Genomic DNA, 13,192 nt, shown 5'->3' with positions numbered 1-13,192 from the left:
ACAAGCGCAGCGGTTTTTGGCAGCCCATGACTAAATCGCCTCATTGTTCCGTCCAAAACGCCACCGCGTTTCTGCCAATTCTTATCGACACGCCCGAGCTGATGCTTTTGATGTATGGCAATACTATACGCGCGCTGTGAACGCCTGCACTCCAATTCGATAACTTTCTGCTTCAAGCAACGAACAACCAGACAATACCCTTCAGTAACCCTGACAAGCCAACCCAGACATGAACCGGCAGCGACCATTGGCCTGCTCGCGTGAAAGCAGCACTGGAAGTTGGAGAAACAAACAACGATCTGATGATTTAAAGTCAGCCATCTGACGTGGTTTGCTTATTGCTGCGTACAAGGGTGATGCGATTCCAGATAACAGTGAAGCCCACCGATGAATAGGTGTGCGGAAATTGGATAAGCCGGTCAAGAATCTGACAAACCAGCCTTCTGAAGGCTGGCCAACAGTTTCTCCTTAAAAGTGGCGTCAAGTTGCCAAATGGCAAGTATATCTGATGCAACAGATGAAAAATCTGGGCGTAGAACCAACAAGCTGCGTAGAGCCGCCTGGGCCTGTTCCCCATTTCTCAGTTTGCTGTGTAGCGCGGCCTGCCATAGATGGGTCCAGAAGAAACCTGGCATATCGATTTGTTCCAATTGTGCCAGCGCCGCTTCATAGTCGCCCCGGTCGAACTCGTAAAAAACCCGCGGAAACAGATACCACTGAGGATGCACAGGGTTCAGAGCGATTGCCCGGTCTACAATAGCAAGTCCTTTGTCCCATTCGCCACTGAACGCCAGACGCATCCCGTAATGGGCCAGAATGTCGGTGTCATTCGGATTCAGGTCGATCGCCCGTTGCCCGGCCTCGCGGAACCCGGCAAAATCACCGAGCACGAACCGCATATTGGCCATCATCAGATGTCCCGCCGCCAGATTTGGGTCGATCTCGACCGCCCGGCGTGCTGCGGCATCGGCTGCGGCCAGAATCTGTTCGCGATTTCCGCCCAGCCCAAAACGTATCTGTTGCAGATACAAGTTCGACAGCACCGCCCAGGCCTCGGCATAATCCGGAGCCTTCTCGAGCGCGCTCAGGATACAGGATTTGATTTCGGCATGGCGATCCAGATTGATGGTTACCAGATAGCTGTAATAACCAAGCACACAGTCATAAGCATCGCGATTGTTGGGTGGAATTCTATCGGCATCTCGCATCGCGCCAAGCGTCAGTAGCCCGTATTTCCCGGCCAGTTTACCCATTACATCTCGGATAATGCTGTCCTGTACCGCATAGATCTCCTTGGAGGTATTGCTGACCTCGTAGCTTTGCGACCAGATATATCTTCGGTCTTTCAGATCAATGAGGCGTGCGGACAGGCGCAAGGTGTCGCCCCTGTCCATCACATTGCCTTCCAGCGCGAAATCAGCGTTGAATTCTGTACGCAAGCTCGCCGTATCAATCTCGGTTTCACCAGAATGCAGTGTGCTGCCAAGGGGCAAGACCCAGATGTCCCGGAACCGGATCAACTCGGTCGTCAACTGCCGGGTAAGACCATCGGCGAAGTACTCGGGGCCATCTCCCAGAGTTTCAAAGGGCAGTACAGCCACGACGGGCCCTTTGGGCAAGCTGTGATTTGCCTGTTCCTCTGGCGTCCCTGAACGGGTCAATCCCCAGATTAGCCCAAACAATGCCAGGCCAAAGGCGACAGCCAGTCCAATCCCAGCGCGTCGTCGTCCGCTGAACCCGGCATTTGGCCGGGCGTCAGCAGGTGCCGGAACAGGGCCGGGCAGTGAAGATTTTGCGAACCGCGGCGCGTATCCTCCTTTGGGTATGGTGAGACGTATCGGATCGCCCCGACCGGGCCCGGCATAGTAGGTGTCAATCTCCTGCCGTAGTCGCCGCGCCTCAAGTCGGACAATCGGATCGACCTGCTGGTCGAAGCTTTCGTCGCGGTCAAAGACGGACATGGCAATCGACACGCCTTTGATCTGATCTGAACGACCGGCCAGATATTCCTCGATGATATAGTTCAGAAATGCGCGGCGTTTGGGGCTGGCGGTGAAATCCGGATGATCCAGGATACGTTGCATCTGTACCCGAATTTCGCGCTCGGTAGTATCCACTTCAATATCCCTCTGCCTCGGGAAAACCGAGGAAAACCATTATGTTGGCCTCGTTGATACATGTGTTTTTTGACAGGTGGCAACATGTTTGCACTTCTCGGGAAAAATTCTGCGGATAAGAGGGCCGCACTGCTGGTCGTACAGGCAGGCACCCGGCTTCCAAAAGATCGCGCATCTCGGCACTTCTGGAGGTCAATGCACCGGCGGGACGAATTTCAACCTCGTGGTTCGTCCCGTCAGACCTCCTGCGCTGCGATCTCTTTTGAAGCGTTCATGATAGGAACCGATTATATATGCCACGCCGAACCACCTTACTCTTGACCGTCACCCTTTTGACGCTGACCTCAGGTCTTGCCGTCGCGCAGGATGATAGTCCTCAGCACTTTGACCCGAAGGGCAAGTTGCCCTCGGATTACACGATCGAATTCCAGCAAACCCAACGCAATAACCTGCCGTTCGATGACGAGCGTGACTTTGAAGAAAGCCGCAAGGGGCTAATTGCGGTTCCAGAATACCGCCAGATCAAAACCGAGGATGGCACCGTCGCCTGGGACATCGGCAGCTATGACTATCTGCTCGAGGGCAAAGAGTTCGACTCGATCCACCCGTCGTTGCAGCGTCAGGCGATCCTGAACATGAATTTCGGCCTGTACGAGATTCTCGACGACAGCATCTATCAGGTGCGTGGCTTCGATCTGTCCAACATCACTTTTATTCGTGGCGATACCGGCTGGATCATCTTTGACCCGCTGGCCTCCAAGGAAACTGCCGCTGCAGCGCTGAAGCTGCTAAACGACACCGTGGGCGAACTTCCTGTCAAGGCGGTTGTCTATTCGCATTCCCACGCCGACCATTATGGCGGTGTGCGCGGGGTGATCACCGATGAGGACGTGGCAAACGGCGTGGAGGTGATCGCGCCCGAAGGTTTCATGGAACATGCGGTTTCCGAAAACGTCTATGCGGGCAACGTGATGAACCGCCGTCTGTTTTTCCAATACGGCGTATTGCTGCCACGCAGCCCGTTCGGCCATGTGGATCAGTCCATCGGCAAAAACATCTCGGCTGGCACCACGGGCCTGATCGAACCGACCCGCTATGTCTCGGACGCGTATGAAGAGATCATCGTAGACGGCGTGCGTATGATCTTCCAGAATACACCGGGTACTGAAGCACCTGCTGAGATGAATACTTATTTCCCCGACCTCAAGGCATTCTGGGCGGCGGAAAACATCACTGGCACAATTCACAACATCTATACCTTGCGTGGCGCACTGGTGCGCGATGCGCTGAGCTGGTCCAAGCATGTCAATGACGCGCTGTACAAGTTTGGGCAGGATGCCGAGTTGATGTTCGCCTCTCACTCTTGGCCCCGTTACGGAAATGAGCGCATTCAAGAAGTGATGCGTGCGCAGCGTGACACTTACGCCAATCTTAACAACGGGGTGTTGAATCTGGCCAACAAGGGCGTGACCATCAATCAGATTCACAACGTCTATGACGTGCCGGAAAGCCTGCAGCAGCAATGGGCCGCGCGCAGCTATCATGGCTCGGTCGAGCATAACAGCCGGGCGGTGATAAACCGTTATCTGGGCTACTGGGATGCCAACCCCACCACGCTCACACCTCTGTCGCCAGAAGACAGCGCGCCGCTGTTTATCGAGATGATGGGCGGCGCCGAACCGATCCTGTCGAAAGGGCAGGAATTGGTCGACACCGGCAAATATCTTGAAGCGACCGAGATTCTAAACAAACTGGTCTACGCCGAGCCACAGAACCAGGCCGCCAAGGACCTGTTGGCCGACGCGTTCGAGCAGATCGGGTATCAGAAGGAAAGCCCTTCGGTCCGCAACTCGTTCCTTGGCGCGGCGTTCGAACTGCGCAACGGTATTCCGCAGGGCGCTACTATCGAGACCACCGGTCCCGATACGATAAGGGCGATGCAGACCACGATGTGGCTCGACTTTCTGGCCATTCGTGTCAATAGCGCCAAAGCCGCCGATATGGAGTTCACCATCAACCTGTCGATCCCCGATCGGGACGAGAACATCGTTGTCGAGATGAGCAATGCCACTCTGACTCATATCGTCGATCAGGTGGCGGAAGACGCCGATCTTTCGATCAGTCTGAGCCGCACGGACCTGGAAAAGCTCATGACCGGTGAGCGCAGATTGACCGAGATGCTCGCTGATGGCACCGCGCAGTCTGAGGGCAACGCCGAGATCGTAGCGCAACTGGCTTCGACCCTGGATCAATTCGATTTGGGTTTCGAGTTGATGCCCGGCACCGGTGCACAGGATTTGACACCACCCGCCAATGATTTTGCCCAGCCCGGGTTAGCAAACTCGAGTGGCGGCTGAGACGGGACCGTCCGATTGAAAGCTGGCTCAGGGTTTTGCTGCCCTGGGCCTCTCTCTTTCTGACTATTGGACCGGGAGAAGTTTTCGACCAGTAGTGCTGGTATCGGAGCAGCAGAATGCCCCGCCCGAACGACTGCTGGATTGTTACCGCCGTGCGTGGACTCTTTCATCCGTGGTGTCAATGCGGGATCAGAATCTTCAGCCTAAGAAAGCCAAAGCGCATGACGCAAAAATCAAACTGGGATGTTCTGAAACTTGCAATTTGTGAACATCAGCCAAGATATCAAACTACCTAGAGGTCCCGATCCGTAGATTTCAATTCACTCCTGGACCCCGTCCCGTACAACGATTCAAAGAACTGGCTGCTTAGCGCCGCGGGTCGGATGGGTATCTTCGAACTGGAGGAAGCTTCACAACCCAACTGTCGAATGTGACGTGGTCAGACTTTAGCTGCGATATGCTATGATCGCTTCCAAATTTCGATAAGACACTGTGTGTCGCAAATCGAAGTATTTAGTGTAATCAATAATGTCTTTGCGGAAACGGCAGCCTTTAAAAAGATCATATGTACGACCGGTCTGAGAACTACTTTAGCGAAACGAATACCTCAACGGGCTGTTTGGTCAGCCCGAACCCATAGCTTGCGACACTGCTCAAGTTGTGGGACGAAACTGTATCTCGAGCTCGTTGGACCGAAAGTAGTAACCTGATGGTTGATCAGTGGGGCGATTAACTGGGCCAGAAACGCTTGTTCTCTGAAGAAGCACCCGTCACACGGTATTTTTCTTCAAGCCAAGGTACTAAATTTGGTTTAGAACGCACATTCTAACCAACGCTTCGCGACATTCTACAAACAGGAAATTCCTTGCCAAGTGGACTAGCCCCTGCCGAACTGATCGCAATCCTAATCGCCGTGACTGATGATCAGCCGCGTGTCATGACCTTGCGTGGCGGTAACGCGCTACCTTCGGGACCGTTCGAATCTTCGCACCGCAGCTTGCAAAGCGGCTTGCGGGCCTGGATTGAGGCGCAGACTGGCCATCCGGTGGGATATCTTGAACAGCTTTATACCTTTGCAGACAAGGATCGCGATCCACGCTCGGGTTATGCCGACAACTCTCAGCGTATCTCGATCAGCTATCTCGGTCTGGTGCGGGAGCAGGATACTACCGGTGCTGGACGTCCGGCATGGCGTAGCTGGTATCAGTACTTCCCATGGGAGGATCATCGTGATCGCAGCCCAGAAGATCTACCGCAAATTATCAAACGTATCTCAGCTTGGGCAGGAAGTGATCCGCTAAAACTGCAGCGTGTGGACTATCTGTTTGGTTTGAATGGGAAGACTTGGAACGAAGAACTGGTTTTGCAACGTTATGAGCTGATGTACGAAGCAGGGCTTGTTGATACTCCTGAATTCGGTCGTCACATGGAAGCGGACAACCGTCGCATTCTCGCCACCGGCATATCTCGCTTGCGGGCCAAGATAAAATACTCTCCGGTGGTGTTCGAGCTCATGCCCGAAAGCTTCACCTTGCTGCAGTTACAGCGCACAGTCGAAGCGCTGTCTGGTCTACACCTGCACAAACCCAATTTTCGCCGCCAGATTGATCAGCAGGAATTGATTGAAGATACCGGCGAAATGTCCAGCGGCACCGGTGGTCGCCCGGCGCGCCTGTTCCGATATAGGCCGGCCATTCTAGAGGCTCGCATGCTGTCGGGCGTCAGATTACCTCTCTCCCGGTCCTGAACCTCGCTTGACATAATCTCGAATCGAGAATAAGCATGACCTCAATATACTCGATTCGAGTATAAACGGAGAAGCCAATGAAAGATTTTCGCCTTCCAGACCTCTACGACCGGGTAAAGCAGATCATCCCGCAACCCGAATGGATGCTGTTTGAAGATGATCTGGAAGCCATCCTTGATCTCAAGCGTGAGAGGAATGCGGTCATCCTCGCCCACAATTACCAAACGCCGGAGATCTTCCATGGAGTTGCCGATATCGTGGGCGACAGCCTTGCGCTTGCGCGCGAAGCTGTGAAGGTTGATGCCGATGTCATTGTGTTGGCTGGTGTGCATTTTATGGCGGAAACTGCCAAGCTGCTGAATCCTGATAAGACAGTGCTGATCCCAGATTTGGGGGCGGGGTGTTCACTGGCGGATTCCATCACACCCGAGGATATTGCGCTTCTGCGCGAAGCCCATCCCGGCGTTCCGGTGATCACATATGTAAACACTTCGGCAGCGGTGAAGGCGGCATCGGATATCTGCTGCACCTCGGGCAACGCAGTAAAGGTGGTGGAATCCCTCGGAGTGCCGCGCGTGTTGATGATCCCGGACGAGTATCTCGCCAAGAACGTCGCCAAAGAGACCGATGTCGAATTGATCGCATGGCATGGACATTGCGAGGTGCACGAACTGTTTACGCCAGCCGATATACGTGAAATGCGCGAAGCGTGGCCGGGTGTTACGGTCCTGGCCCATCCTGAATGCCCGCCCGAAGTGGTTGCCGAAGCTGATTTTTCTGGCTCTACCGCAGTCATGTCGGATTTCGTCGGCGACAAAAAACCGACGCGGGTTTGCCTGCTGACCGAATGCTCGATGAGCGACAACGTGGCGCTGAACCATCCTGAGGTGGAATTCGTGCGCCCCTGTAACCTGTGTCCACATATGAAGCGCATTAGTCTGCGCAACATTCGCAACGCATTGGAACTGGGCCATCACGAAGTCACCGTCGATCCGGCCATCGCCGAAGATGCGCGCCGCGCGGTAGAACGGATGCTGGCAGTGAAATGATCTGGCTCGAAGGGCTTCATGGTCGAACTGCCATCATCGGTGGCGGCATCGCCGGGCTGACGGCAGCGCTGGAACTAGCTCCACAACCCGTAGTACTAATCACCCGTGCAGGGCTGGGCCAGGAATGTTCCAGCGCTTGGGCTCAAGGAGGGATTGCCGCCGAACTAGGCACGGATGGTGATCCTGCGCAACACTTGGCCGATACTTTGCGGGCGGGCGACGGGCTGTGCGACGAAACCCTGGCGTCGGCCATTCTCTGCGAAGCGCAAAAGGCGATCACTGGTTTAGAGAAACATGGCGTTCGTTTCGATAGAACCGCCGACGGCAGATATGCCTTGGGGCGCGAGGCCGCGCATTCCCGCCGCCGCATACTGCATGCAGGCGGCGACCGCACCGGAGCCGAAATCACATCGGCCCTTGCGCGTGCTGTGTTGCAATGCCAGTCGATCACTTGGTTGACCGGAGTCGAAGCCCGACGGGTGTTGACGCTAGACGGACACGTCACAGGCGTTCATCTGCAAAAAGATGCCCAAGCAGAGGTACTGCGCACATCTCAGGTCGTTATGGCGACAGGCGGTTGCGGCGGTCTGTTTGGTGTCAGCACCAACCCTTCAGGTAATTTCGGCCAGGGTGTCATGATGGCCGCCCGTGCCGGGGCAGCCTTGCGCGATATGGAATTTGTCCAGTTTCATCCCACAGCGCTGGATGCCAAGCAGACACCACTGGCATTGGTCAGTGAAGCCGTCCGGGGCGAAGGCGCAATTCTGATTGACCAAACCGGCAAGCGCTTCATGTCGCATATTCCGGGGGCTGAACTGGCCCCGCGCGACGTGGTGGCTCGTGCCGTGCATCAGGTCATATTGGAAGGTGGGCGAGTGTTTCTTGATGCTCGTGCCGCGCTTGGTGCCGAATTTGTCCAGCGGTTCCCTGGCATCCATGCATTGTGCGCAGCAAGCGGAATTGATCCGGCGCGCGATCCCATACCGATACTTCCGGCTGCGCATTACCACATGGGCGGTATCGCCGTTGATGAGTATGGAAGAAGCACTCTGTCAGGCCTTTGGGCCATAGGTGAATGCGCGGCCACTGGCCTGCATGGTGCCAATCGCCTTGCTAGCAATTCACTGCTGGAGGCGGTGGTGATGGGATGCCGCGCCGCAAATGATGTTGCCAAGGCAGAAATGAGAAACCTGTCATTTGTTCCTACAGTTACCGCTCTGCCTCGTTCTGACCCTAGCTCTGTCCGGCCTTTGGCTACAAAATTTCTGGGTTTGATCCGCGACGAGGTGGGATTGCGTCAAGTCATTTCAAAGTTATCTCCGTTGGTCGAAACCGCTGCCTGCGCTTCTGACCCGGCACTAGTCGCGCTTTCGATCGCGGTCTTTGCCGATCTGCGCCGAGAATCGCGTGGCGGACATTACCGAAGCGACTTCCCCAATCCTGAGGCGAACGCGCAATCTCTTTTGATGACTCTGACCGAAGTACTTGCTCATGCGAGTTTGAACAGTCAGGAACCCTTTCTGAGGACTGCTTGAGAAATGACTATCATGCCCCTAGCCCCGTTGCCCCGAACGATGCTGGAGCCGGTGATCCGCCGCGCACTTGATGAAGATTTGGGCCTCGCCGGAGATGTCACCTCCTCGGCTGTTATTCCTTCGGATCATGTTTCCGAAGTTGTGGCTTGCGCGCGTCAATCCGGATGTATTTCCGGTCTGGATTGTGCTGAATTGGCTTGTGAGCTGATAGATCCGTCGATCAAAGTAATCCGCCATGTCGAGGATGGTGGGACAGTCGCGCCCGGCACAATGATCGCCACTTTCAAAGGGCCGTCGCGCAGTCTGCTGATTGCCGAACGTACGGCGCTCAACTTCTTGGGTCATCTATCGGGTATTGCAAGTGTGACTGCCGATATGGTTCGCTGCGTCGAAGGCACGCGTGCTGCCATCGTCTGTACCCGAAAAACAACGCCCGGTTTGCGGGCGTTAGAGAAATACGCTGTGCGATCAGGCGGCGGCATGAACCATCGCTACTCCTTAAGTGACGCGGTGCTGATCAAGGACAACCACATCGCCATAGCCGGGGGTGTCCGCCCAGCCTTGACTCGGGCCAAAGAGACAGTCGGTCATATGGTCAAGATCGAGATCGAGGTCGACACGCTGGAGCAGTTGGCCGAAGTACTGAAAATCGGTGTTGATGCGGTGCTTCTAGATAACATGGATCCAAGAACCTTAAGCGAAGCTATAGGCATGATTGATGGTCAAGCCATTGCCGAAGCTTCAGGCGGGATAACCCCAGATAATGTGCGGGCTGTGGCGAACACCGGTGTTGATTTGATTTCTATGGGCTGGATCACCCATAGTGCACACTGCCTCGATATTGGTCTGGATTTTGTGCTCTAACAGCACCAAGAGTAAACCAACAGTTACGACGCTCATTGCCCAAATTGTCGAAATCAACGGCCTTTCCAAAAGATTGCCAACGGCAAGAGCATCGCGCGCACCATAGGAATCAAGGCAATCAAAAGGTGCGCGGCGGCGCAGCCTGCCTGTTCAGTCTTGTCACTCCGTTAGCCAGCTAAGCTGGGCAAGTTTTAAGTCGCATTCATTCGTCAGAGAGTTGGCGACCGAACCTTTCGTTCTCGCCCACACTCGATTTCTTATGCTGCTCAAATAAGCAGGCCATGACATCTCAATTCGGAGAAACCGCATCGTCGGCGTCATTGCCTCCGGACGTTTTACCCTCATGGCCGAAGAAAGTCGGATCAGTCTCAAAATCAGGCGCAAGGAACTTGGACATCTGGTCAGGGCTGTCTGTTTCTATATTATATATCAATAATTTATCCGGTTGGTCCTTAAAAAATTCGAGCACCTCCTGATGATGCCGATCCCATTCTTCTGACCAATGATCAATTACCTGATCAACCGACTCGAAATTCATACCCTTACGATAACGCTCGGCATAAAACCCATTGCCATGGTTTCGGCGACTTGCGATCCACCTGTCTTTGTCTCGAGTGTTCAATATGAAATAGGAATTGGGATAATATGCCGCGAGTTGACGAAAATAACGGCAACCTTCAATCACGCGCGAGCCGCTCACCATCTGCATGTCGGTGTAGCCGACCCAACGGTCAATGCCATTGAGCGGCGCATAACCATACTTAAGATTGTTAGCGAGCGCGCGGGCCAGATTGCCACGCTTGAAGTGAACCGTCGGAATGCCGTTGTTATCTAGAAAGCCGGAAATCGACCTTGTGCCGCACTTGTTGAAACCGACCTGAAATATCCGCCGCGTACGGCCTGCACGAGTAGACAGATATTCAGGATGGGTTTTTGATGATTGCGGCACGAAGGAAGGCTCCTACTCGGATTCTGCGGCGGCTTTCTGGTTCGCGCGCATGGCAACTGAAATAAGTTGACGGGCCGTATGCTCCGTCAGAGGTGTGGTTTGGCCAGCCATCATCAGGCGAGCAAAAAACGCGCGTTCAGGTTCTGACTCCAAAAGTTCCTTAAATCGCTTGTGCCGCCATTCGCAGGCCTTGTCATGTAGCTTCTTCAGTGTGGCATCTGATTTTAGCTCGGAAACCCGAGCAGCCAGTGCAGATTGGTAGCGGGAAATAGAGACGTCCTGATCGCTGTTAAAGTTGTAATCGACCCAATAATCCATGCCGATTTTCTCTTTGAAATGCACCCCACGTCCACGCGCACGTTTGAGCAGAAAGGAGTCCATCGCGCCCAAAGCATAATGGTTAAGCTGAACCCTCATGGTCGTATCTTGGGTATAGTTGGAAAATACCCGCTGGCGGCGATGATCGCCACCAAGCAAACGGCCTGATCCATCATACCAGCGCGCCTCATCCACGCGGGTCTGATCAGGCGAAATTGGCCGATGAATGCCTGGTTTACGGTAAATCCCGTTGTTGCGATAAAGCGTTTTGAACATCGAGGCGCGCCAGGGCCAAAGGATGGGTTTGGGGGCGCACGAAGTGAACTGTTGGGTCACCGGCGCATCTTCAAAATAAACGATCCCTGCATTTCCGAATAGCCGCCAGGTGAGCGTGATCGCATCCGCCTCGGGGAGGCTATGGATGAGCGCGTTTAATGAGCCGTCGCCAATATGGATATTTACAAACTCATCAATATCGAGCGCCAATATCCAGTCTGCTTCTTTCAATAGAGGATGTTTGGCGGCTTGTTTCATAGCCTGCCACTGTACGCTCTTATCGGGCTTGGCTTCATGGCTGACATGAGTGATTTGCCCCATCTCTTCGAGTCGGTGCAACATCAGATCGGTGCCATCCGCGCAATCATTCGAGAAGATCAGAAAATCAGTGAAACCAACCATCTGATGATGGGCGAGCCATTCCAACAGGAACGCGCCTTCATCTTTGACCGTCAGGATCGCTAGCTTTCGTGTCATTCTATTCCTTTGATCCGACGCTTCAGTCTGGTGATCCGCCAGACCGCATGTCATGTGGTGCTCATTGAGAATAACGGTTTTGCAGATGTTCTGAACTGCGAATTTCACATAGGAACGAAAAATGTACGGCGCGGCATCATGTTGCCAACTTGGGCGATTTCCAACTCGGTGGTAGGTGGATCTAAAAGGCTGAGAGTGAACCGGATAGATGCACTTATTGTTCAATTAGCCGTCTTAGCCCGACAGCTCCGTTTGCAAGTGCAGATCGGCGGTAAGACTTCAGTGCTACCTGAAGATCGCTGAGTTCTGCATCACTCGCCTCTGAAATGCGGGTCAGGCTTGCCTCCAACCCATTGTCAGCAATCAGCATTGGTGGTCGGTAACAGGCCTCTGACCAGCGGTCCATGACGATCGGCACACAGAATCCACCCGAAGAGGACAGGGCAGATGTGATCTTGATCCGTTGATATTGTTCATAGTCAAATGGCATGAGCGGATGTATCACCTGAGCGCCCGCCAGTGCGTTAAAATACGCGGCATGCCCCACCTGCCCGCTGTCGTCCAAAGGCACGCACGTAAAACGCGCGTCAAGCTTTCGGTCCTGGATCTCACTTTCAACCTTGGCGCGATCTCCGCCTCCTGACGGTAGGATGAAATGCAGATTCTGAAAGGCGTCCGGTCGATTGCCAAGAAGATCCAGCAAGCCAGGGTAATCACGTGTCCGCATGTTAACGTTGCCGGGGATCACGACCTGACGCGGCTGGACCAACTTTGGTTCCGGATCATCGATCCAATAAAACGGCTCCAACGTCGCGATCCTGTCCATATGGGCTTTGCCCACCCGGCTGATCCATTCAGCCGTGACATGTGCACTCAGGCTGATGTAGCGCGTATTTGGCATCTGAAGCGTCTCGCGCAGGGGTGCCATCTGGCTGAACTGATCCAGATTATGCAGGACCATGATCAATGGCTTCTTCACTCCATGCGCCCAGCTTGCCGCTTTTGGACGACTCAAAGAGGCCATCAGGACGAAGTCATGTTCGGCCGCTTCAATTGCAGCCAAAGTAGACTTGATATGTTTTGGTGCATCCGCAGCCCGGTAATCCGGTGTGCTCAAAGGCACATACTCAACATCAAATTCCAATCCCGGCACCAAGGACATGATATCTCCGCGCAGCTTTAAGATCCGGCGATGCAGAAAGATTCGTGGCCGGTACCCGTTGGCATTACAGGCGGCCACCAAGCTGGGGATGACTTCTTCATGGCGCGGTTCAAATTGTACAATTGCACAGCGCTTCATAGTTTCTTCCTGTTGCCTGGGTTGCCTCGGGCCCTCGTTTTCGGTTTGACCCTGTGGAAGTTGTCTATCGATAGCTACACTTGCCGTCTACATCCAACGCCGAACCGGTCGGCTCTCAGACCAGTTTGTTTGAGCGGAGGTATCCGGTGTGGTGCGAGCGGGGTCAGTAGCAAAAAAAGGGCATTCATCACTGAGTTCAGGCT

General features: G+C 54.2%; 9 protein-coding genes. 5 read left to right on the top strand and 4 right to left on the bottom strand.

All coding sequences use genetic code 11. The annotated features are described in order from the left end of the window. Positions 1 to 419: 419 nt before the first annotated feature. Positions 420 to 2,117, bottom strand: coding sequence for a hypothetical protein (locus tag AC2TEM_RS06845; protein WP_170423013.1), 1,698 nt, complete (start codon positions 2,115 to 2,117; stop codon positions 420 to 422). 317 nt (positions 2,118 to 2,434) lie between these two features. Between AC2TEM_RS06845 and AC2TEM_RS06840 the strand changes: the two genes are divergently transcribed. The 5 genes from AC2TEM_RS06840 to nadC all read left to right on the top strand — a co-directional run bounded on the left by AC2TEM_RS06840 (position 2,435) and on the right by nadC (position 9,669). Then, on the top strand, positions 2,435 to 4,474 hold the full coding sequence (locus tag AC2TEM_RS06840) for an alkyl/aryl-sulfatase (protein WP_480856051.1): 2,040 nt from the start codon (positions 2,435 to 2,437) through the stop codon (positions 4,472 to 4,474). 865 nt (positions 4,475 to 5,339) lie between these two features. Then, a complete protein-coding gene (locus AC2TEM_RS06835; RefSeq protein WP_170423009.1) occupies positions 5,340 to 6,221 on the top strand; it encodes an NrtR DNA-binding winged helix domain-containing protein in 882 nt (293 codons plus the stop codon). 77 nt (positions 6,222 to 6,298) lie between these two features. After that, positions 6,299 to 7,270 (top strand): quinolinate synthase NadA, encoded by a 972-nt coding sequence (gene nadA, locus AC2TEM_RS06830; protein ID WP_170423007.1) that lies wholly within the window; start codon positions 6,299 to 6,301, stop codon positions 7,268 to 7,270. Next, positions 7,267 to 8,805, top strand: a complete 1,539-nt coding sequence (locus tag AC2TEM_RS06825; protein WP_170423005.1) for an L-aspartate oxidase — start codon at positions 7,267 to 7,269, stop codon at positions 8,803 to 8,805. The genes nadA and AC2TEM_RS06825 overlap by 4 nt, the downstream gene beginning before the upstream one ends. Before the next feature lie 12 nt (positions 8,806 to 8,817). Beyond that, positions 8,818 to 9,669, top strand: coding sequence for a carboxylating nicotinate-nucleotide diphosphorylase (nadC, locus tag AC2TEM_RS06820; RefSeq protein ID WP_170423003.1), 852 nt, complete (start codon positions 8,818 to 8,820; stop codon positions 9,667 to 9,669). 289 nt (positions 9,670 to 9,958) lie between these two features. Here the strand turns inward: nadC and AC2TEM_RS06815 are convergent, their stop codons facing one another. From AC2TEM_RS06815 to AC2TEM_RS06805, 3 genes are all read right to left on the bottom strand, one after another. Then, positions 9,959 to 10,618 carry a sulfotransferase gene (locus tag AC2TEM_RS06815; protein ID WP_170423001.1) on the bottom strand — a complete coding sequence of 220 codons (660 nt, stop codon included), beginning with the start codon at positions 10,616 to 10,618 and terminating at the stop codon, positions 9,959 to 9,961. 12 nt (positions 10,619 to 10,630) lie between these two features. Further along, the gene (locus tag AC2TEM_RS06810) at positions 10,631 to 11,689 is read right to left on the bottom strand and encodes a glycosyltransferase family 2 protein (protein ID WP_170422999.1); all 1,059 of its coding nucleotides are present in this window, start codon (positions 11,687 to 11,689) and stop codon (positions 10,631 to 10,633) included. Between the two features lie 214 nt (positions 11,690 to 11,903). Then, positions 11,904 to 12,989 (bottom strand): hypothetical protein, encoded by a 1,086-nt coding sequence (locus AC2TEM_RS06805; protein ID WP_170422997.1) that lies wholly within the window; start codon positions 12,987 to 12,989, stop codon positions 11,904 to 11,906. Between the last annotated feature and the right edge of the window lie 203 nt (positions 12,990 to 13,192).

Source organism: Ruegeria sp. HKCCD3925 (assembly GCF_057221175.1).
The sequence above is the reverse complement of the archived record's forward strand: the minus strand, read 5'-3'. Positions and strand labels throughout refer to the sequence as shown.

What these genes read in the sequence shown, in the direction of transcription:
- nadA (WP_170423007.1), top strand. Translation starts at nt 6,299, where the DNA reads ATGAAAGATTTTCGCCTTCCAGACCTCTACGACCGGGTAAAGCAGATC.
- AC2TEM_RS06825 (WP_170423005.1), top strand. Translation starts at nt 7,267, where the DNA reads ATGATCTGGCTCGAAGGGCTTCATGGTCGAACTGCCATCATCGGTGGC.
- nadC (WP_170423003.1), top strand. Translation starts at nt 8,818, where the DNA reads ATGCCCCTAGCCCCGTTGCCCCGAACGATGCTGGAGCCGGTGATCCGC.
- AC2TEM_RS06810 (WP_170422999.1), bottom strand. Translation starts at nt 11,689, where the DNA reads ATGACACGAAAGCTAGCGATCCTGACGGTCAAAGATGAAGGCGCGTTC.
- AC2TEM_RS06805 (WP_170422997.1), bottom strand. Translation starts at nt 12,989, where the DNA reads ATGAAGCGCTGTGCAATTGTACAATTTGAACCGCGCCATGAAGAAGTC.